Origin of the sequence: Actinoplanes sp. NPDC049548 (assembly GCF_040676695.1) — a bacterium.
In the GTDB taxonomy this organism is placed as follows: Bacteria; Actinomycetota; Actinomycetes; order Mycobacteriales; family Micromonosporaceae; genus Actinoplanes.
The window spans coordinates 180954-202096 of record NZ_JBFAPM010000005.1 but is presented as its reverse complement, the minus strand read 5'-3'; the positions used below and the strand labels follow the sequence as shown (position 1 = coordinate 202096).

The window sequence follows — 21143 nt, the reverse complement described above, 5'->3', positions numbered from 1 at the left end:
CCGCGACGACGGCCCCGCCCGGTGGCATGAGGCATGAGATCGGCCGACCCAGGCCGGCGAAACCTGTACCCAGGAGGGTATGCCCGTGACTACCGCGACCAAGGTTGCGATCAAGCCGCTCGAGGACCGGATCGTGGTCCAGGCGAACGAGGCTGAGACGACCACGGCGTCGGGCATCGTGATCCCCGACACCGCCAAGGAGAAGCCGCAGGAGGGCACCGTCCTCGCTGTCGGCCCGGGCCGCATCGACGACAAGGGCAACCGCATCCCGGTTGACGTCAAGGTCGGCGAGACGGTCCTCTACTCGAAGTACGGCGGCACCGAGGTCAAGTACGCCGGCGAGGAGTACCTGGTGCTCTCCGCCCGCGACGTCCTCGCGGTCATCGAGAAGTGACCTACTGACAGTGCTTCCCGCCCTGGCCCGGCACCTCGGGTCAGGGCGGTGGTGCGTGAAGGGACCTACACATGGCGAAGATCCTCAGTTTCTCTGACGACGCCCGGCACCTGCTGGAGCACGGCGTCAACACGCTCGCCGACACGGTCAAGGTCACCCTCGGCCCCCGCGGCCGCAACGTCGTCCTGGACAAGAAGTTCGGCGCGCCCACGATCACCAACGACGGTGTCACCATCGCCAAGGAGATCGAGCTCAAGGACCCGTACGAGAACCTCGGCGCCCAGCTCGTCAAGGAAGTGGCGACCAAGACCAACGACGTCGCCGGCGACGGCACCACCACGGCCACCGTGCTCGCCCAGGCGCTGGTCCGCGAGGGCCTGCGCAACGTGACCGCCGGCGCCAACCCCATCGCCCTCAAGCGGGGCATGGACCAGGCCGCCGAGGCCGTCTCGAAGGCGCTGCTGGCCAAGGCGGTCGAGGTCGGCGACCACAAGTCGGTCGCCAACGTGGCCACCATCTCGGCCCAGGACGCCACCATCGGCGAGCTGATCGCCGAGGCGATGGACCGGGTCGGCCGCGACGGTGTCATCACCGTCGAGGAGGGCTCCGCGCTCAGCACCGAGCTCGTGGTCACCGAAGGTCTGCAGTTCGACAAGGGCTTCATCTCGCCGAACTTCGTGACCGACGCCGAGGCGCAGGAGGCCGTGCTCGAGGACGCGTACATCCTCATCACGACCCAGAAGATCTCCAGCGTCGAGGAGCTGCTGCCGCTGCTGGAGAAGGTGCTCCAGGCCGGCAAGCCGCTGCTCATCATCGCCGAGGACGTCGAGGGCCAGGCCCTGTCGACCCTCGTGGTGAACGCCCTGCGCAAGACCTTCAAGGTCGCCGCGGTGAAGGCCCCCGGCTTCGGGGACCGGCGCAAGGCGATGCTGCAGGACATGGCGATCGCCACCGGCGGCGAGCTCATCGCCCCCGAGCTCGGCTACAAGCTCGACCAGGTCACCGTCGACATGCTGGGCACCGCCCGGCGCGTCGTGGTGGACAAGGAGAACACCACCATCGTCGACGGTGGTGGCAAGAAGTCCGAGATCGAGGACCGCGTCGCGCAGATCCGCAAGGAGATCGAGGCGTCGGACTCCGACTGGGACCGCGAGAAGCTCTCCGAGCGGCTGGCCAAGCTCTCCGGCGGCATCGCCGTGATCCAGGCCGGCGCCGCGACCGAGGTCGAGATGAAGGAGCGCAAGCACCGCATCGAGGACGCCATCGCGGCGACCAAGGCCGCGGTCGAGGAGGGCACCGTGCCCGGCGGCGGCGCCGCCCTGGCACAGGTCGTCTCGTCGCTCGACGGCGACCTGGGCCTCACCGGCGAGGAGGCGATCGGCGTCTCGATCGTCCGCAAGGCGCTGGTGGAGCCGCTGCGCTGGATCGCGCAGAACGCCGGCCACGACGGCTACGTCGTCGTGGGCAAGGTGGCCGAGCTCGGATGGGGCCACGGCCTCGACGCGTCCACGGACGAGTACGTCGACCTCGCCGCCGCCGGCATCATCGACCCGGTCAAGGTGACCCGCAACGCGGTTTCCAACGCCGTGTCGATCGCCGGCCTGCTGCTCACCACGGAGAGCCTCGTGGTGGAGAAGCCGGCCGAGCCGGAGCCCGCTGCCGCCGGCGGCCACGGGCACAGCCACGGTGGCCACGGCCACCAGCACGGCCCGGGTTTCTGACCGGTAGTTTCTGGAAAGGGCGCGTCGCTTCCGCGGCGCGCCCTTTCTCGTGTGTGATGCAGAGTCGGCGGGGAAAGGTGCGCGGATGATCGTCGTCGTGGAGGGACCCACCGCGGCCGGGAAGACGTCCTGGTGCCGCCGGTACGTCGGCAGGTTCGTGCCCGAGGCGGCGGCGACCGGCCGCGAACCGGCGGACGGGGTCGCCGCCGCCCGTCACTGGGTACGGACCGGCGTGCAGCGCTGGTCGGCGGCCCTGGAGCTGGAACGCCAGGACGGGATCGCGTTCTGCGACACCGACCCGGTGAAGCTGCACTACGCGTGGGGGATGGCGGCGCTCGGCCTCGCGCCACGGGCCCAGTTCGACCGCGAGCTGGCGGTCACGCGCGAGGCTTTCCGCAGCAGGCGGCTGGGATTCGCCGACGCGGTTCTCGTGAGCCTTCCTGACGTGGAGACGCTGCGGCAGCGCCGCGACGGTGACGCGACCCGCCGACGACGCAACTTCGCCGCCCATGTGCAGCTGAGGGAGCCGCTGCAGCAGTGGTACGCCACCCTCTCCACGTTGTCGCCGGGACGGGTGGTGTGGGACCTGCCCTTCGAGGGCGTGCCGAAGCTGCCGGAACCGCGGACCGACCGGTGTGCGGTCGAGCTGCTGGACTCGCTGGTCGCGGCCTTGCCGCCGCTGCGGACACCCGTCATAACTTCGTAAGAACCATCCGGCCCCTACCCCGGGCAGGATAGATGCCGTGACCTCCTCCACCCACCCGCCTCGCTCATCCACCGTGCGTGCCGGCCTGGCCGGCGTTGCGGCGGCTGCGGTCGCGGTGGGTCTCGCGGAGGTGGTGGCCGCCTTCACCGGTCCGCAGTCGTCCCCGCTGCTGGCGGTCGGCGCGGTCGTCGTGGACACCGTTCCCGGGCCGGTCAAGGACCTCGCCATAGCCGTCTTCGGCACCCACGACAAGACCGCGCTCATCACGGGCACCGTCGTCCTGCTCGCCGGCTATGCCGCCGCGGTGGGCATCCTTGCCCTGCGCTCGTGGCGTCTCGCCCTCGGCGGCGTCGCGCTCTTCACCGCGATCGGCGTCGTCGCCGCGCTGACCCGGCACGACGCCGGGCCCGCCGCGGCCCTGCCCTCCGTTGTCGCCGGGGTCGTCGCGGCCGCCGCGCTGCGCTATCTGGTCGATCGGGCCACGTTCGCCGACCCGGTCGATGACGGTCGGCGCCGCTTCCTCATCGCGGCGGGCGTCGCAGCGGCCGCGGGCGTGGCGGGCGGCGTCGTCGGTCGCTACCTGACCTCGCGCCGCGCGGTCACCGCCGCCCGGAAGGCCGTCGTGCTGCCACAGCCCGCACAGGCGGTTCCCACCGTCCCGCCCGGCGCCCAGGTGGAGGGTGCAACCGCCTACGTCACCTCGACCAGGGACTTCTACCGCATCGACACCTCGCTGTATCCACCCCAGATCGACCCGTCCACCTGGCAGCTGCGCATCCACGGCATGGTCCGCAACCCGCTGACCATCACGTGGGAGCAGCTGCTGCAGCGCCCGATGATCTCCCGGTACGTCACGCTGGCCTGCGTCTCCAACGAGGTGGGCGGCGACCTCATCGGCAACGCGCTGTGGCTCGGCACCCCCGTCCAGGCCCTCCTCGACGAGGCCCAGCCGCTGCCGGAGGCGGATCAGGTGGTGTCCCGCTCGGCCGACGGCTGGACCTGCGGCACCCCGACCTCCGTCCTGCGCGACGGCCGCGACGCCCTCCTCGCCGTCGGCATGAACGGCCGGCCCCTCACCGTGCCCCACGGCTTCCCCGTGCGCATGGTCGTCCCAGGCCTGTACGGCTACGTCTCCGCCTGCAAGTGGATCACCGAGATCGAGCTGACCCGATTCGCGGACTTCGACGCGTACTGGGTCCCCCGAGGCTGGGCGGCCCGAGGGCCCATCAAGACCCAGTCCCGGATCGACACGCCCCGAGACGGCGCCCGCCGAGGACCCGGAACCGTGACGGTCGCCGGCGTGGCCTGGGCCCAGCACCGCGGCATCACCAAGGTGGAGCTCCAGGTCGACGACCAACCCTGGGCCCCGGCAACCCTGGCCCCGGCGGTGTCCGCGGACACGTGGGTCCAGTGGTCCTACCAGTGGCAGGCGCCGCCGGGCGACCACACCCTGCGAGTCCGCGCCACGGACACCGACGGCCAGACCCAAACCAGCACGCCCGCCCCACCCGCCCCGGACGGCGCAACCGGCTGGCACACCGTCCAGCTCACCATCGATTGATCTCGCGACAGGAGGCCGGGCGGCGGCACTGCAAACGTAGGCCTGCTCCGGGGCCGGGTGGCGGCACGTCACGGCGGAAGGCTCAGGGAGCCGTCTCCATGTCCGCGATGCTCGGCTGGGAAGGATCCGCCGGGGGCGAAGGGGGACGCCGGTTCGTGAGCTTCTTGGTGACGAAGATGCCGATGATCGTCCCACTTGCGATGAAGACCGAGGCGCCTTGGGTGGCATGGTCCTGGTCGACGAAGTATTTGGTGAGCCAGACGACCAAGCCGAGAGCTACCAGACCGCAGAAGGAGTTGGCCAGGTGATGGACCCAGTCCATCCGTCGCAGGTGCCGTTCCTTGATCTCCATCTGGTCGAGCACGCGCTGCCCGTAGGCCGGATCGACCTTTGCCCACATGGCGGCCTGCTCCCATGGAGCGAGGCTCTCCCAAGCCTTCTGGCGCTTTGTAGGCATGAACCGACGGTCAGTCGTCGCCGAAGCCCGGCGGAGGGCCGATGCGGTTGAACCCGCGGCGCAGCTGTTCATTGATCTGCCAGGCGGCCAGCCGCTCGTATTCAGCGTCACGGCGTCGCCGGTGAAAACGCCGTTGCGCGACGAGGTGGTTCCACCACCGGCCGAGGCTCATGCCGTCGTGCCTCGACTTGACGGGCCGGTGAACAGACGGCGGTGCGAGCGGATGGCTGAGCGTCGGCATCGGTACTCCGTCTCTCGCGAGAGCAGCGGGGTGTCGCTTCTGCCGCATGAGGTCGGGTGCCGGTGCATGCCCTCTTTGTCGGAGGTGAGCAGCCCGGCTTGAGGTTTCGAAGGCGACGTTACTTCTCGTTGGTTGCGAGGTGAGGGGAGCGGCGGAACTCGTCGGCTTGTTGACGGCAGACAACGTCGACTTTCGGCTGGTATGAGTCATCTACGCAGTTCATGGTGACGAGGGTCGCCTCCTTATCCCTCCGGATCTACGGAACTGTGCAGCCATCCGACAGCGCTGCCGGGGCGATGTGCCAAACCGGCCGCTCGTCAAGCCCGCCGTCTGTGGCTTGTGCCCGCGCTATCCGGACTGCGCCGGCCGCGGCGCCGCGCTGACCAGGCAGGATGCATTATCGGCGGCCCGTGGTGGGGATCCCGGTGAGTGAAACGGGTGTCACGCGAAAGCCGCACTTTTCGTCCGACGTCAAGGGCAAGTTCGCTCATACGGTGGCTTGCATGTTCACCGATGCGGCTGACATGCCGTTACAGACGCCGACGCGGCTCCCCGGTGGGAACCGCGTCGTCAGGTGTGTGGTGGTGCCGCGCCTCGGGCGGCGTCACGCCGCCGGTGCCTGCCGTTGTGCCGGCACCGTGGACTTGTGGGGCCGGCCGAGGCGTGCCTCGAGCCGGGCAAGGTCGACCCGTCCGTGATGCCGATCGGCAAGGTCCTCCCAGCCGACCGCGAGCAGCCGCAGCCGCTCCGCTTCGCTGAAACCTCCCCAGACGCCGTACGGCTCACGGACAGCCAGCGCGTGGGCGGCGCACTCGGCCCGGACCGGGCATGCGCCGCACATCGTCTTGGCCTTCGCCTCCCGGCGATTGCGGGAAGATCCGCGCTCGCCGTCGGGGTGGAAGAACTGGGCGCTGTCGCGCCCCCTGCACAGGCCGAGTCGCTGCCAGTCCCACAGGTCGGCGATGGGCCCGGGCAGTCTGCGAACGTTCGACATCAACACCCTCCTCCCGCGCGGCACCGCGGAGTGTTGTCATGAGGGGCCTGGCTCAGGCCTGCCGCCCGTGTACCCCGGCACACGCCGGATCACACACGACTTGTCGATGTCTTCGTCGGCCGTATCTCACCGGTGCCGAAACCCGTACCGATCTTTCCCATTTTTTCCATCTAAAGCGCGTAATGCTGCGGCCCTCGCGTGATCTCCTCTGAGAGAGAAGGAGGATCACTGTGCGTACCGTCCTCGTGTGCGTCCGTACCCCACTGGCGGCCCAGACCGTCGCGTCCACCGCGGCCCGGCTCGGCATGACCGGGGTGGTTCGGACAGCGGTGAGCGAGACCGAGGCCATGATCCGTCTGGCTGAAAGGCCGGCCGAGGTCGTTCTGGCCGACACCGCCGTGACCCGTCCCGACAGCGTCGGTTTCACCCGGCGCGTCCTCGCCCGCGCCCCGCAGGCGCAGGTCGTCCTCTTCGGCGCGGAAGACCCCCGGGTCGCCGCCGCCACGGTCGCCGCCGGCGCCCGTGGCGTCATCCGCGGCGTCGAGCACGACCTGGTCAGCGTGGTCGCCAAGGCGCTCCTGCTCCTGCTGTTGCCGGTACGCCCGCAGGGCATGCCGATCAACGGCGCGAACGCCCAGCCCGCGGCCGTGGGCGGAGTAGGACGCAACAACAACTCGGCAGCCGCCCGCGGGCTGCACCGTGACGGCATGGCCATGGCCGGCACCCCCAACTCCGCGGGGATCCCGGCCATGGTGCCGAACTCGCCGATGGTTCCCGCCCAGCGCGGGGACGGCTCGGAGATCGACCCGGCGACCGGGCGACCCCTGGTCTGGCCGGGCAACGACGCCCGGGTCGGCGACGGGGCTCCGGCCGGCCGCCGCCTGACGCTCACCGAACGGGAGCTTCAGGTGCTGCGGGGGATGGCCGACGGCAAGAGCAATGCCGAGATCGGCCGGGAGCTGTTCGTGTCCGAGGACACGGTGAAGACCCACGCCCGCCGGCTCTTCCGCAAGCTCGGCGCCCGCGACCGCGCCCACGCGGTGGCGGCCGGCTTCCGCGCCGGCCTGGTGGCCTGAGGGGCCTGACAGGGAAGCGACGGACGGCCGGGCGGGGTGGCCCGGTCACCGCAAGAGGCCCGGACGACGAACGGCGGGTCGCCCCTCGGGGCGGCCCGCCGTCGGCGTCGGCGAAATCTCAGGACGTCGGTTCGTCGTCCGTTCCCTCGGTCAGCGTGTCGTGTACGCCATCCGCATAACCCCGCGCGTACTCCCACGTGACGTAGTGATCGGGATCCGGGTCGTAGGCCGGCTCGTGCACCCGCGGCCGCCCGCTCGACAGCAGATGGCGCAGATTGCCGCGCAGCAGATCCCAGTCGAAGTAGTGCGGTTCGTGGCAGTCCTCGCACTCGATCACCAGGCCGCGGATGCCGGTGGGGCTCAGCAGTGCCTGGTAGATCTCCAGGTCAGACAGGTCCTCCAGCACGTCCTGCCGCTCGGCGTCGGTCAGCGGATCCTGCTCGGCGTCCTCGGTGAGGTCGTCGAGTCCCGCGGCCGGGTCGGCGGGGTCGCCGTTGAACGGGTCGATCGGCTCTTCTTGCACGCTGTATACCGTACCCATCAAGGGGCACTGTGTGCTGGCCCGCACGTGCTGTCCGCCCCGTCGGGTACGCCCTGGCCGATGAGTAGGATGTAACACTCCGCCTCTTCTCTAGGGATGATCTGTGGAAACTGACTCCGCGCGCACGGTTCCCCTCGGCCTGACGTTCGACGACGTCCTGCTCCAGCCCGGCGAATCGGACGTGGTGCCGAGCCGGGTCAACACGATCACACGGCTGACCCGCAACGTGGAGCTGTCCATCCCGTTGCTGTCCGCGGCCATGGACACGGTCACCGAGGCGCGGATGGCGATCGCGATGGCCCGCGAGGGCGGCATCGGCGTGCTGCACCGCAACCTCTCCGCCGAGGACCAGGCCGCCCAGGTCGATCTGGTGAAGCGGTCGGAGTCCGGGATGATCACGCATCCGGTCACGTGCAGCCCGAACGACACGTTGCGCGAGGTCGACGCGCTCTGCGGCAAGTACCGCATCTCCGGTGTGCCGGTGGTCGACGCGGACGGCACGCTCGTCGGTATCGTCACCAACCGTGACATGAGGTTCGTCACCGACGACAGCGCCAAGGTGCGCGACGTCATGACGAAGTCGCCGCTGATCACCGCTCCGGTGGGCGTCTCCAAGGACGACGCGCTGGCGCTGCTGCAGCGGCACAAGGTGGAGAAGCTTCCCCTCGTGGACGACAGTGGCCGGCTGCGCGGACTGATCACCGTCAAGGACTTCACGAAGAGCGAGCAGTTCCCGAACGCGACGAAGGATGCGCAGGGCCGGCTCCGGGTCGCCGCCGCGATCGGCGTGGGCGACGAGTCGTACAAGCGGGCGCGGGGCCTGATCGACGCGGGCGTGGACGTGATCATCGTCGACACGTCGCACGGTCACCAGCGCCAGGTGCTCGACATGATCGCGCGGCTGAAGAAGGACACCGTCACCGACATCGTGGGCGGCAACGTCGCCACGTACGCGGGGGCCAAGGCGATGGTCGAGGCCGGCGCCGACGCGGTGAAGGTCGGTGTCGGTCCCGGCGCGATCTGCACCACCCGGATCGTCGCCGGCGTCGGCGTACCGCAGATCACCGCCGTGATGGAAGCGGCCCGGGCCTGCCGGCCGGCCGGGGTGCCGGTGATCGCGGACGGCGGCATCCAGTATTCCGGCGACATCGCGAAGGCGATCGTGGCCGGCGCCGAGACGGTGATGCTCGGCGGTCTGCTCGCCGGTTCCGAGGAGAGCCCGGGCGACCTGATCTTCGTCAACGGCAAGCAGTTCAAGTCCTACCGTGGCATGGGCTCGCTGGGCGCCATGCAGTCGCGCGGGCAGGCGAAGTCGTATTCCAAGGACCGCTACTTCCAGCACGACGTGCCGGAGGAGAAGCTGGTGCCGGAGGGTGTCGAGGGCCAGGTGCCCTACCGTGGCCCGCTGTCGCGGGTGATGGCGCAACTCGTCGGCGGGCTGCGCCTGTCGATGGGCTACGCCGGCGCGGAGACCATTGCGGACTTGCAGGAGCGCGGTCAGCTCATCAGGATTACCGCTGCGGGTCTCAAGGAGAGCCACCCGCACGACATCCAGATGACCGTCGAGGCCCCGAACTACCACTCCCGGTAACCTCCAACCGCCCCACCCACCGCCCACACAACGAATGAAGGTTGCTGCCATGCGCGACGTGGTGGAGATCGGTCTCGGCAAGACCGCCCAGCGCGGCTACCACCTGGACGACATCGCGATCGTCCCGAGCCGCCGCACCCGGGACGTGGACGACGTGTCCACCGACTGGAAGGTGGATGCGTACCCGTTCCGCATCCCCTGCGTCGCGCATCCGTCGGACGCCACCATGAGCCCCGCGTCGGCGATCGCCCTGGGCCGCCTCGGCGGTCTCGGGGTGCTCAACGCCGAGGGCCTGTGGACCCGCTACGAGGATCCGACCAAGATCCTGGAGGAGCTCGCCTCGCTCGACGAGGAGGCCGACGCGACCAAGCGTCTCCAGGAGGTCTACTCCGAGCCGATCCGCCCCGAGCTGATCGCCGAGCGGGTCAAGACCATCCGTGAGGGCGGCGTCACCGTCGCCGTCCGGGTCTCCCCGCAGCACACCCTGGCGCTCGCCCCGGTGATCCTCGACGCCGGCGTGGACCTGCTGGTCATCCAGGGCACCCTGGTCAGCGCCGAGCACGTGTCCACAACGGACGAGCCGCTCAACCTCAAGGAGTTCATCGCCGACCTCGACCTGCCGGTCATCGTGGGCGGGTGCACGGACTACAAGACCGCACTGCATCTGATGCGTACGGGCGCAGCCGGCGTGATCGTCGGCGTCGGCGCGGACGAGTGGTCCACAACGGACACGGTGCTGGGCATCCGGGTGCCGATGGCGTCCGCGATCGCCGACGCTGCCGCGGCCCGCCGCGACTACCTCGACGAGACCGGCGGGCGCTACGTCCACCTGATCGCGGACGGGGGCATCCAGACGTCCGGTGACATCGCCAAGGCGATCGGCTGCGGTGCCGACGCGGTGATGCTGGGCGAGCCGCTCTCGCTGGCGGAGGGCGCCCCGGCGGGTGGCGCCTGGTGGCACTCGGCGGCCAGCCACCCGAGCCTGCCGCGCGGCGGCTTCTGCATCGCGGGCGAGCCGGACGGCACCCTCGAGGAGATCCTCTACGGGCCCGCCGACCGCCCGGACGGTCAGCTCAACCTCTTCGGCGGACTCAAGCGTGCCATGGCGAAGTGCGGCTACCACGACGTCAAGGAATTCCAGAAGGTCGGCCTCGTCCTCGACAAGTGAGGCGGCCGTCCCCCGTAGGGTCGTGGCTACGGGCACGGGGGGAGTGGCGATGCGGGTGGTGATCGCGGCGGCGGCAGTCGCTGTGCTGATGCTGAGCGGCTGCAGCGACGACAAGGGGCAGCCGCCCACACAGAAGGACAGCTTCGCGCCGGGTGCGGACGGTGCCGGTGACCCGTACTTCCCGACGTACGGCAACGGTGGCTACGACGTCGCCGGGTACGACCTGAAGCTGCGGTACGACCCGGCGAGCGGGAAGCTCGCCGGCAGCGCGACCGTGACGGCGACCGCGACGCAGGATCTGTCCAGCCTCAACTTCGACCTGGCCCACCTCGCCGCCGGCAAGGTCACCGTGGACGGGCAGGCCGCCACCGGCCGGGCGGAGAAGAACGAGCTGGTCGTCACCCCCGCCGCCGGCATCGCGAAGGGCAAGGCGTTCACCGTCGTGGTCGAGTATTCCGGCGTACCGGAGGCGCTGAACAACGACGCGCTCGGCGTCGGCGGCTGGCTGCGCACCGACGGCGGGGGCTTCGCGCTGGGCCAGCCGGAGTCCGCGAGCACCTGGTTCCCGGTCAACGACCATCCGAAGGACAAGGCGACCTTCAAGCTGGCGATGACGGTCCCCGAGGGCGTCGAGGCGATCAGCAACGGGGTGCCGGGGGAGCGCGCGACGGCCGGCGGCTGGACAACGTGGCGCTGGAGCGAGCAGAAGCCGATGGCCAGCTATCTGGCCACAGTGGTCATCGGCCAGTACCGCATCACGAGCAGCACCCACGCCGGCAAGCCGATGATCATCGCGATTCCCGAGTCGCTGCCCGCGAACGGTCCCGCTGCCCGGTCCCTGGCCCGGACCGGCGAGATCGCCGACTTCCTGGCCACGCAGTTCGGACCGTATCCGTTCGACGCGTACGGCGGGGTGGTGATCGACGACGCCCGGGTCGGGTACGCGCTGGAGACCCAGTCCCGCCCGGTCTACGGCAACGTCTTCTTCCGCACCAGCCGCAACCCCACGGTCGTCGCGCACGAGCTGGCCCACCAGTGGTACGGCGACAGCGTGGCCCTCGAGCGCTGGCAGGACATCTGGCTGAACGAGGGCTTCGCCACGTACGCGGAATGGCTCTGGCAGGAACACACCGGTGAGCGGACCGCCCAGCAGGCGTTCGACCGGGCCTACCGGGGTTTCGACTGGCAGGTGCCGACCGGCGACCCGGGCGCGGACCGGATCTTCGGCGAGGCCGTCTACCAGCGCGGTGCGATGGTGGTGCACGCCCTGCGCAGGACGATCGGCGACGAGGCGTTCTTCGCCTTGCTGAAGAAGTTCCCGGCAGACCACCGCGACGGCAACGCCACCACCGACGATCTGATCACGGCGGCCGAGCAGGTCTCCGGTAAGGATCTCGGCGACTTCTTCCAGACCTGGCTGTTCAGCACGACCGCCCCGCCGCAACCCTGAGGTGTGTGATCGCGGCCGCCGCGACCAGCACCAGGAGGCCGACGCCGATCCCGGTCGGTACCAGGCCCGCGGGGAGTCGGCTGCTGAGACTGTCCACGATGTACGCTCCCGCACCGCTGTCGTACGACAGGACCTGGTACATGCCGTCGTAGAGGGCGACCGCGGGACCGGCCGCCGCGGCGAGCGCTGTCGCCCCCAGCAGGGCGACCATCCGCCGGGTGGCCAGGCGGCCGTGCCGGATCCGGTCGGCGAGGGCGGCCGTGATGAGCCAGCCGGTGAGCAGGCCGGCCAGCAGCCCGGCGATCGTCAGGGGGCGCACGGCCGCGGGCTCGACCGCCCACAGGCCCACTCGTGCGTCGGTCTGGTCGTCGTCCCCGCCGATCGTGGTCCAGCTGTCGCCCTCCAGCGACAGCCCGTCCTTCTCGGCGGCGAACCCGATGCGCTTCAGGGGAGTCCATGCGCCGAAGGGGTCGTCGGCGGTTCCGGCGGTGACTGCACCGGTCTCCTCGGCGAACCTGGTGATACGCCAGCCGTCGGAGGTCAAGGCGGCTCGGAGGCGCTCTGCGGAGTAGGGCGTCGCAACGGTCGTCCGCAGGGCCGTGCTCGGGCCCTTCATCGCCGTCTGCGAGGGGTAGGCCGCGACCCTGGAGGGGTCGGTGCCGGCCGCGGCTGCGGCGAGGGCGCGCAGGTCGCCGTCGGAGGGCAGGGGTGTGGCCGTCCGCCATCCCAGCCAGGTGCCGCCGGCGGTGCCCAGCGCGCCGACCGCGATCGCGGTGAGCACGGCCGCGAGGACGGCGAACGGCCGCCGGGCGGGCAGCCGGAACCGCTGCCGGATGCCGCACAGCACCAGATGCAGCATCTGGGCCCTGGCGGGCCGGCCATCCCCGGACTCTGCCATCTCGAGCAGCGTCGTGACGATCTCCACGCCGTGCCGGCGGCGGTAGGGGCCGGGGTACGCCCACATCAGCCGGCGGTACCGTCGCGCGTCCCCGGCGGTCACCGCGTCGCTCCCAGGATCTCCTGCATGGCCGGAGACACTACGTCCGCTGACATATAACGTCAACCGTAGTATCGAGCCGGCTACTTGCTGATCAGGTCCGGGTGCTTCGCGAGGTACGAGGCCGGGTCGCCCGTCGCCACCGCCTTGAGGAACGCCCGCCCGCTCGCGTCGAGCTGCTCGCCGATGTACCCGCCGTTGAAGACGGATCGGCCGGGCAGGCTCACCGAGGTCAGCTGCGACGGCCTCAGCTCGCGCAGCGCGTACGCGTACTCGAGCGGCGTGCGCTCCCCGGAGAAGACCAGGGTGTCGCCCAGCGCCGTGAGCACCGACTCGAGCTTGCTCCGGTCGGTCGCCAGACCGGCGTCCTCCGCCTTGGTGAGCAGGGCCTTGACGAGCTGCCGCTGGTGCCGCTGCCGGGTGTAGTCGCCGCCTGCGGTGTAGCGCTGCCGCGCGTAGTCGATCGCCTGCCAGCCGACCAGCCGCCGGGTGCCGGGAAGGTAGGTGGCCTGCGGTCCCACATAGCCGCCGCCACCCGGGCGCAGGGTGCGGGCGGTCCCGTCGGGGCGGCGGTGCTGGGACACCACCTTCTGGTCGATCGTCATGGTGACGCCGCCGAGGGCGTCGGTCAGCTTGCTGAGGCCGTTGAACGTGAGGATCGCGCCGGCGTCGAACTTCTCGATGCCGGTGTACCGGGAGATCGTCCGGGCCAGCAGCTCGTACCCCTGCGCGACGTTCGCTTTGTCCGTTCCGGGGACCTTCGCGCCGTAGCTCATCGCCTCGGTGAGCTTGTGCCGGCCGCCGCGGTAGCCGTTGCGCGCGAACGCGGGAACGTCGACCCGCAGGTCGCGCGGCAGCGAGTACAGATAGCCGCTCCGCAGGTCCGCGCCGACGTGCAGCAGCATGATGGCGTCGGCGTGCGGCTGCCAGTCCGGGATGCTGATGCGGGTGTCGACGCCGATCAGCAACAGGTCCAACGGGCCGGTGATGTCGGCGCCGGCCGGCGGGGCCGTGCTGGCCGACGGGGCGGCCGCGCTCGGTGCGGGAGTGCTCGGCGCCGGGGCCGCCGTGGGCTCGCCGGAGTCGCTGCGGAGGGTGAGAACGAACCCGGTTCCGGCCGCCAGGAGCACCGCCACGGCGGCCACGATGATCCACACGCCCCGTTTAGTCCGCATGTTGGAACAGTAGGCGACGGTAACGAGCTGCTCAATGACGCAGGGTTCTCGTCTTTTGGAACGGGGCATGGACAAAAACAAGATCGCCCGTACGCTGACCGGCGCGATTCGCCGAGGCGGCGGTCGATCCACGGGGAGGCATGTCCTACATGAAGCTCGTCTCACGACGCGTCGTCGTCGGAGCGCTCTCGGCCACGGTCGTCGCCGCGACCGCCGGAGTGTCGACCTGGGCCCTCGCAGAGGAGGCGCCGGCCGAGCCCGTCCGGCTCGTCGTCGGCCTCAAGGCCGACGCGGACACCGAGGCCCCGCTGCGCACCGTCTCGACGATGGGCGTCCGCTCGGTCGACGCCTCGGGCCCGGCCCAGCACGCCATGTCGGAGCTGCGCGCGCGGACCCTCGAGGTCTCGCCGGGGCGCAAGGACCGGGTGATCGCCGCGCTGCAGAGCGACCCCAACGTCAAGTACGTGCAGGTCGACCACGTGCGCAAGGCGTACGACCTGACGCCGGACGACCCGTTCTACACCGAGGGTCACCAGCCCGAGGTCGACCAGGTCAAGCTCCCGGCCGCGTGGGAGACCACGACCGGCGCCGCGAGCGTCAAGATCGCCGTCCTCGACACCGGTGTGGCCAAGACCGGCGACCTGACCGGCGCCGTTCTCGCCGGCTACAACTACGTCAGCAACAACACCAACACCGCCGACGACTACGGCCACGGCACCACGGTCGCCTCGCTCGTCGCCGGCCGCGGCAACAACGGCCAAGGCATGGCGGGCGGCTGCTGGAGCTGCGCGATCATCCCGGTCAAGGTGCTGGACAAGAACGGCGGCGGCTACGACAGCAACATCGCCAAGGGCATCGTGTACGCGACGAACGCCGGCGCGAAGATCATCAACATGTCGCTGGGCGGCACCGCCTCCAGCAAGGTCCTCGCCGACGCGGTCTCGTACGCGAACCTGAAGGGCGTCCTCGTCGTCGCGGCGGCCGGCAACGCGGGCCGCACGTCGCAGGCGACCACGAAGCAGTACCCGGCGGCGTACCCGGACGTGGTCGCCGTGGGTGCCACCGCTCGCGAGTCGGACGCGCGTGCCGACTTCTCCAGCTACAACAAGAGCGGCGACAGCTGGGTCGACATGGCAGCCCCCGGCATCGTGTCCGGTATGGACCGTTTCGGCAACTACCACACCGGCGAGGCCGGGACGTCGTTCGCGGCGCCCATGGTCGCCGGGGCGGCAGGCCTCATCAAGACGGTCCACCCGTCGTACACCGGCTGGTCGCTGCAGCGCGCGCTGCTCACCTCGGCGCGGCCGCTGGCCGGCAACACCGGCTGGACCAAGTACGGCATGCTCGACGCCGCCAAGGCGCTGACCATCGGCACGGACGCCACGCCGCCGACGATCGGCGGAATCTCCAGCCCGGGTGAGAACTGGCGCGTGCGCGGCAAGGTGACCGTCAAGACCACCGGGATCGGCGACGCCTGGTCCGGTGTGCGTAACGTCGACCTGTACGTCGACGGTAAGTACAAGACCCAGGACCGCACCGCGCCGTACGAGCTGGTCTGGGACACCGCGGGCCGCAACGGCAAGGCTGAGCTGGAGCTCCGGGCGTACGACAAGGCCGGTAACCGGACGGTCTTCAAGCGCTCGGTCATCGCCGACAACACCCCGCCCACGGTGAAGATCACCAGCGGGCCGGCGAACGGCGCCAAGGTCTCCGGCACGGTGAAGCTGACCGCGACCGCGTCGGACACCTACGGGCTCCGCCGGGTCGAGATGCTGATCAACGGCAAGGTCAGGCAGACCGACACCACCGCGCCTTACAACTTCAGCTTCAAGGCCTCCAGCTACGCCTCCGGCATGAAGGTCCAGGTCCGGGCGACCGACCTGGCCGGCAACATCAAGTACGACGCCACGCGCACCTACAAGCGCTGAACCACCCCGAGAAGCCCCCGCCGTGCGCTGCCGGCGGGGGCTTCTCGCTACCCGAATGCAACCTGGCCGATCCGGCTTCCGCCAACGGTCGCGCCGACGGTGGGGTCATGCTTCTGCGTTTCGTCACCGTGGGCCTGCTGGCGGGCGGCATCGCCCTGACCGGAGGCGGCGCCGCAGCCGCCGCCGATACGCCGGTCTCGCTCGTCGTCGGCCTGCGCGTGGGCGCCGACCCGGCGAAGGAAGCCCAGGTCGTCGACAAGCTCGAGGACTCCGTCGACGTGGTGGCGAGCGAGTCGCTGACCGGTGCCGTCGCGGTCGACGTACCCGCCGGGCAGGTGGCCGAGGCCGCGGACGCGCTGCGGGCCGACCCGTCGGTCGCGTACGTGGAGCAGGACCACCTCGCCAGCATCGCCGCGACCACGCCCGACGACCCGGCGTACAGCGGGCAGTGGGGTATCACGAAGACGCGCGTCGACGCCGCCTGGGACCGTACCCGCGGACGCGGCGGTGTCGTCGTCGCCGTGGTCGACACCGGGGTGAAGGCCCTGCCGGACCTCTCCGGCCGCCTCCTGGCCGGCTACGACTTCGTCAACGACGACAGCAACGCCACCGACGACAACGGTCACGGCACCATGACCGCGGGCGTCATCGCCGGCTCCGGCAACAACGGCGTCGGGATCGCGGGCATCTGCTGGTACTGCAAGGTCCTGCCGGTGAAGGTGCTGAACGCGAAGGGCATGGGCACCTACAGCGACATCGCCGAGGGCATCCGCTGGGCGGCCGACAAGGGTGCCGACATCATCAACCTCTCGCTCGGCGGTGCCGACGACAGCCGGGTGCTGCGGGACGCCGTCGCGTACGCCGCCGGCAAGGGCGTGGTCGTCCTCGCCGCCGCCGGCAACGAGGGCAGCGCGGCACCGCACTACCCGGCGGCGATCCCGGCGGTCATCGCCGTCGGCGCCTCGACGCCGGGCGACACCCGCTACGAGTGGTCCAACTACGGCAGCAGCTGGGTCGACATCGCCGCGCCGGGCTGCAACCCGGCTCAGGGACTGGACGGCGTCGTCGGCCAGTTCTGCGGCACGTCCTCGGCGACGCCGTTCGCCTCGGGCGTCGCGGCCCTGCTCGCCTCGTCGACCCCCGCGCCGACCAGCGCGGTCATCCGCTCCGCGCTCGTCTCCTCCGCGGACCGGATCGCCGGATCCTGGGTCCCCACGTCGTCCGGCCGGGTCGACGCGGTGGCCGCCCTCGCCTCGCTGCCGGTCGCGGACGACAAGGTGGTGCCGGCCACCTCCTTCCTGACCCCGTCCGGCTCGGCGCTGGTGCGAGGCACCGTCTCGGTGTCCGCCCGCGCCGCCGACGACCAGGGCATCGCGAAGGTCGAGCTCCTCGCCGACGGCGTCGTGGTGGGGATCGACCGGACCGCCCCCTATGCGTTCTCCTGGCGGTCGGCGGGCCGCGGCGGCAACGTGGCGCTGGGCCTACGGGCGTACGACCGCGCCGGCAACGTGGCGACCGCCACGCGCCGGGTCACGGTCGACAACTGGGGCCCGGCCGTGAGGATCACCTCGGCCCGGCTCGGCCAGCTCACCGCCGTGTCCACCGACCGCAACGGCATCCGCCGCATGGAACTGCTGGTCAACGGCAAGGTGGTGCGGAGCTCGGGGGCGTCGCGGCACACGTTCGCGGTCCCGGCGCCGAGGTTCGGCAGGACCATCTCGGTGCGGGTCCGCGCGTACGACCGGGCCGGCAACGTCTCGTACGCCCCCACGCGGACGTGGTCCCGCTGACAGCGGCCGCCCCACCCCCGGAGGTGAGGCCGGGACGCCGGTAAACTCGCCGTCCATGACCGAGCAACGCGAGGGAATCATCAGATACAGCGCACTCGTGCCTCGCGGCGTCGGGGAGCGAAGCGAGGCGACGTCGTGAGCACACCGCGCCCCGTTCTCGTCGTCGACTTCGGCGCCCAGTACGCCCAGCTGATCGCCCGGCGGGTCCGCGAGGCGCGGGTCTACTCGGAGATCGTGCCGCACTCGATGCCGGTCGCCGAGATGCTCGCCAAGAACCCCGCAGCGATCATCCTGTCCGGCGGACCGTCCAGTGTGTACGAGCCCGGCGCCCCGGTGCTCGACCCGGCGCTCTTCGCCAACGAGGTGCCCGTCTTCGGCATCTGTTACGGCTTCCAGGCGATGGCACAGGCGCTCGGTGGCACGGTCGCGCACACCGGCGCGCGTGAGTACGGGCGTACCGTGCTCTCCCCGGCCTCCGAGGCCGGAACCCTGCTCCGGGAGCTGCCCGCCGACCTGCCGGTCTGGATGTCCCACGGTGACTCGGTCACCGAGGCCCCGAGCGGCTTCGCGGTCACGGCGTCGTCGGCCGGCGCGCCCGTGGCGGCGTTCGAGGACCTCGTGTCCCGGCGCGCGGGTGTGCAGTTCCACCCCGAGGTGGCGCACACCCAGCAGGGCCAGGAGATGCTTCAGCGGTTCCTGTACGACATCGCCGGCATCGAGCCCACCTGGACGCCCACGAACATCATCGAGGACCAGGTCGCCGCGATCCGTGAGCAGGTCGGCGACAAGCAGGTCATCTGCGGTCTCTCCGGCGGCGTCGACTCGGCGGTGGCGGCGGCGCTGGTGCACAAGGCCGTCGGCGACCAGCTGACCTGCATCTTCGTCGACCACGGGCTGCTGCGCGCGGGCGAGGCCGAGCAGGTCGAGAAGGACTACGTCGCGGCCACCGGCATCCGCCTCAAGGTGGTCGACGCGTCCGACCAGTTCCTCGGCCACCTCGCCGGCGTCACGGATCCCGAGCAGAAGCGGAAGATCATCGGGCGGGAGTTCATCCGTACGTTCGAAGCGGCCGCCCGGGAGCTCGACGCCGAACGCCACATCGAGTTCCTGGTGCAGGGCACGCTCTACCCCGACGTGGTGGAGTCGGGCGGCGGCACGGGCACGGCCAACATCAAGTCGCATCACAACGTGGGCGGCCTTCCCGAGGACCTGCAGTTCGCCCTCATCGAGCCGCTCCGGACACTCTTCAAGGACGAGGTACGGGCGCTCGGCGCGGAGCTCGGCCTGCCCGAGGAGATCGTCCAGCGCCACCCGTTCCCGGGGCCCGGCCTGGCGATCCGCATCATCGGCGCGGTCGACCGGCACCGCCTCGACGTGCTTCGCGCGGCCGACCTGATCGCCCGCGAGGAGCTGACGGCGGCGGGACTGGACCGCGACGTGTGGCAGTTCCCGGTCGTGCTGCTCGCGGACGTCCGCAGCGTCGGCGTCCAGGGCGACGGCCGCACGTACGGCCACCCGGTGGTGCTGCGGCCGGTCTCCAGCGAGGACGCGATGACCGCGGACTGGTCCCGGCTGCCGTACGACGTCATCGCCAGGATCTCCACCCGGATCACGAACGAGGTGCGCGAGGTGAACCGGGTCGTCCTCGACGTGACCAGCAAGCCGCCGGGCACCATCGAGTGGGAATGATCCCGCAGTCGCATCGCTGGGCCGCAGCCGATCGGGCTGCGGCCCAGCGGCGTTCCCGGGTCTGTCTGCGGTCGGGGGCCGAGGAGCCCGGGCCGGCCGCTGTCATGCGGCCGGCGGCGTGCTTGTCGGTGCGGCCGGGGCCGGGGACCAGTCGGAGGCGGTGGCGGCGTAGGACGGGCCGGCGGGCGGGTGGGCCTGACCCCATGCGGGGTCGGCGGGGTCGCGCCAAGGCGGGACGGCCGGGCCCGGCTCCTCCGGCATGAGGAACCACATGACCGGGTACGCGAGCAGCGCGGTGCCCCAGGTCAGCACGGCGGCGACGGCGAAGCCGACCCGGATGAGCACCGGGTCGACGGAGAGGTAGCGGCCGAGGCCGCTGCAGACGCCCGCCACGATGCGGTCGTCGAGGGGACGGCGGAGTTGCCGGTACGGGGCGACGGTCGGATCAGTCATGTCTCCAGAGTCGGCTTTTCCGCGTCCCGTGGCCTCGGTGAACGCCCGGAGTCCGACCCTGATTCCGGTCCCGGGGTCCCGTCCGGGGCCGTTCACACTCGTCGATGGGTCGAGATTGCTGTGTGTTACATACTTGCTGCGCTCAGTGCGGAGAATGGCCCTGAACTGCGGTTACTGACCGCTATCGCCCTGTCAGGAATCCGACAGTCGTTTCCTGGAGTTAACATAAACCGGGCAAGATGCCGCCCGTGACCCCCGCACTGGAACCGCTCCGCAGGATTGCGGCCTATGCCGTCGCGGCCGATCCCCACGGCCGCGTCCTCCTCGTCCGTGCCTCGACCCGCTCGGGCACCCCCGGCGTGTGGTCGCTGCCCGGCGGCGCCGTCGACCACGGCGAGGACCCGAACCACACCGTCGTCCGCGAGACCGCCGCGGAGACCGGCCTGTCCGTCGCCGTCACCGGGCTGCGCGACGTCCTGGCCGACATGCGATCCCTGCCCCACCGTGGCGTCACGATCCACACCGACCGCCTCATCTACGAGGTCTCGGTCCGCGGTGGCAACCTCATCGACCGGGTGGGCCAGCCGACCGACATCGCCCGGTGGCACACCCTCGAGGAGGCCCAGGAGCTGCGGCTGCGGCCCTTCACGGCGGCCGCGCTGGGGCTGCCCGCGGCCAGCGCCGACCTGCGCCCCGAGGAGGTCCCCGACTTCCCGTCCTTCTACGCCTATCCCGGCCCGGACGGGCTGCATCGCGCGCAGCGCTTCGCCGCGTACGCGATAGCCACCGACCCCCACGACCGCCTGCTGCTGACCCGCATCGCCCCGGGCTATCCGGGCGAGGGTTGCTGGCACCTGCCCGGCGGCGGGACGGACTACGGCGAGCAGCCGGGCCCCGCCCTGATCCGCGAGCTGGTCGAGGAGACCGGCCAGGAGGGCCGGCTCGTCGAGCTCCTCGGTGTGGCCAGCCACCGCGACGCGGCCTCGCTGGGCCCGGAGGGCTACCCGATCGACTGGCACGGCGTGCGGGCCTTCTACCGGGTCCTCGTCGACGCGCCCACCGAGGTGACCGTCAAGGACGTCGGCGGCTCCACCTCCGAGGCGTGCTGGATGGCGCTCAAGGACGTCGCCGCCCTCCCGGCGGACCGGCTCACCGAGGTGACCGCCGAGGCCCTTCAGGCGGCCGGGCTGCTCTGAGGTCCCTAACCTGGT

19 protein-coding genes are annotated in these 21143 nt (G+C 71.0%); 12 read left to right on the top strand and 7 right to left on the bottom strand.

What is annotated here, in order from left to right; all coding sequences use genetic code 11:
- Positions 1-79: 79 nt before the first annotated feature.
- The 4 genes from groES (at position 80) to AB0J80_RS12755 (ending at position 4382) form a co-directional block, all read left to right on the top strand.
- The gene (gene groES / locus AB0J80_RS12770; protein WP_082771855.1) at positions 80-394 is read left to right on the top strand and encodes a co-chaperone GroES; all 315 of its coding nucleotides are present in this window, start codon (positions 80-82) and stop codon (positions 392-394) included.
- Between the two features lie 71 nt (positions 395-465).
- A complete protein-coding gene (gene groL, locus AB0J80_RS12765) occupies positions 466-2115 on the top strand; it encodes a chaperonin GroEL (protein WP_364704138.1) in 1650 nt (549 codons plus the stop codon).
- Between the two features lie 85 nt (positions 2116-2200).
- Positions 2201-2821: a hypothetical protein gene (locus tag AB0J80_RS12760; RefSeq protein ID WP_364704136.1), complete on the top strand. Its 621-nt coding sequence runs from the start codon at positions 2201-2203 to the stop codon at positions 2819-2821.
- A gap of 37 nt (positions 2822-2858) precedes the next feature.
- Entirely contained in the window at positions 2859-4382 is a 1524-nt protein-coding gene (locus AB0J80_RS12755) for a molybdopterin-dependent oxidoreductase (protein ID WP_364704134.1), read from the top strand.
- Between the two features lie 82 nt (positions 4383-4464).
- On the opposite strand, the gene AB0J80_RS12750 is transcribed toward AB0J80_RS12755, so the two are convergent.
- The 3 genes from AB0J80_RS12750 to AB0J80_RS12740 all read right to left on the bottom strand — a co-directional run bounded on the left by AB0J80_RS12750 (position 4465) and on the right by AB0J80_RS12740 (position 6074).
- Positions 4465-4839, bottom strand: a complete 375-nt coding sequence (locus tag AB0J80_RS12750) for a hypothetical protein (protein ID WP_364704132.1) — start codon at positions 4837-4839, stop codon at positions 4465-4467.
- Between the two features lie 10 nt (positions 4840-4849).
- Positions 4850-5080: a hypothetical protein gene (locus AB0J80_RS12745; protein WP_364704130.1), complete on the bottom strand. Its 231-nt coding sequence runs from the start codon at positions 5078-5080 to the stop codon at positions 4850-4852.
- A 604-nt stretch (positions 5081-5684) separates the two neighbouring features.
- Positions 5685-6074, bottom strand: a complete 390-nt coding sequence (locus AB0J80_RS12740; protein ID WP_106131252.1) for a WhiB family transcriptional regulator — start codon at positions 6072-6074, stop codon at positions 5685-5687.
- A 230-nt stretch (positions 6075-6304) separates the two neighbouring features.
- Between AB0J80_RS12740 and AB0J80_RS12735 the strand changes: the two genes are divergently transcribed.
- Positions 6305-7150: a helix-turn-helix transcriptional regulator gene (locus AB0J80_RS12735; protein WP_364704128.1), complete on the top strand. Its 846-nt coding sequence runs from the start codon at positions 6305-6307 to the stop codon at positions 7148-7150.
- Positions 7151-7268: 118 nt separating this feature from the next.
- Here the strand turns inward: AB0J80_RS12735 and AB0J80_RS12730 are convergent, their stop codons facing one another.
- Positions 7269-7673, bottom strand: a complete 405-nt coding sequence (locus AB0J80_RS12730) for a DUF5319 domain-containing protein (RefSeq protein WP_364704126.1) — start codon at positions 7671-7673, stop codon at positions 7269-7271.
- 121 nt (positions 7674-7794) lie between these two features.
- Between AB0J80_RS12730 and guaB the strand changes: the two genes are divergently transcribed.
- The 3 genes from guaB (at position 7795) to AB0J80_RS12715 (ending at position 11900) form a co-directional block, all read left to right on the top strand.
- Positions 7795-9282, top strand: a complete 1488-nt coding sequence (gene guaB, locus AB0J80_RS12725) for an IMP dehydrogenase (protein ID WP_364704124.1) — start codon at positions 7795-7797, stop codon at positions 9280-9282.
- 49 nt (positions 9283-9331) lie between these two features.
- Positions 9332-10450, top strand: a complete 1119-nt coding sequence (locus tag AB0J80_RS12720; RefSeq protein ID WP_364704122.1) for a GuaB3 family IMP dehydrogenase-related protein — start codon at positions 9332-9334, stop codon at positions 10448-10450.
- An 88-nt stretch (positions 10451-10538) separates the two neighbouring features.
- A complete protein-coding gene (locus tag AB0J80_RS12715) occupies positions 10539-11900 on the top strand; it encodes a M1 family metallopeptidase (RefSeq protein ID WP_364704475.1) in 1362 nt (453 codons plus the stop codon).
- On the opposite strand, the gene AB0J80_RS12710 is transcribed toward AB0J80_RS12715, so the two are convergent.
- A complete protein-coding gene (locus AB0J80_RS12710) occupies positions 11872-12900 on the bottom strand; it encodes a hypothetical protein (protein WP_364704121.1) in 1029 nt (342 codons plus the stop codon). The two genes, AB0J80_RS12715 and AB0J80_RS12710, sit on opposite strands and share 29 nt — an antisense overlap.
- A gap of 80 nt (positions 12901-12980) precedes the next feature.
- Complete coding sequence (locus AB0J80_RS12705; RefSeq protein WP_364704119.1) at positions 12981-14072, bottom strand: LCP family protein; 1092 nt, start codon at positions 14070-14072, stop codon at positions 12981-12983.
- A 140-nt stretch (positions 14073-14212) separates the two neighbouring features.
- Between AB0J80_RS12705 and AB0J80_RS12700 the strand changes: the two genes are divergently transcribed.
- The 3 genes from AB0J80_RS12700 (at position 14213) to guaA (ending at position 19479) form a co-directional block, all read left to right on the top strand.
- Positions 14213-16000, top strand: a complete 1788-nt coding sequence (locus AB0J80_RS12700; RefSeq protein WP_364704116.1) for a S8 family serine peptidase — start codon at positions 14213-14215, stop codon at positions 15998-16000.
- Between the two features lie 107 nt (positions 16001-16107).
- Positions 16108-17790: a S8 family serine peptidase gene (locus AB0J80_RS12695; protein ID WP_364704114.1), complete on the top strand. Its 1683-nt coding sequence runs from the start codon at positions 16108-16110 to the stop codon at positions 17788-17790.
- A 135-nt stretch (positions 17791-17925) separates the two neighbouring features.
- Positions 17926-19479 (top strand): glutamine-hydrolyzing GMP synthase, encoded by a 1554-nt coding sequence (gene guaA / locus AB0J80_RS12690; RefSeq protein WP_364704111.1) that lies wholly within the window; start codon positions 17926-17928, stop codon positions 19477-19479.
- 102 nt (positions 19480-19581) lie between these two features.
- Here the strand turns inward: guaA and AB0J80_RS12685 are convergent, their stop codons facing one another.
- A complete protein-coding gene (locus AB0J80_RS12685; protein ID WP_364704108.1) occupies positions 19582-19932 on the bottom strand; it encodes a PspC domain-containing protein in 351 nt (116 codons plus the stop codon).
- Between the two features lie 248 nt (positions 19933-20180).
- On the opposite strand from AB0J80_RS12685, the gene AB0J80_RS12680 reads away from it, so the two are divergent.
- Positions 20181-21128 (top strand): NUDIX domain-containing protein, encoded by a 948-nt coding sequence (locus AB0J80_RS12680; protein ID WP_364704106.1) that lies wholly within the window; start codon positions 20181-20183, stop codon positions 21126-21128.
- The last annotated feature ends 15 nt before the right edge of the window (positions 21129-21143 follow it).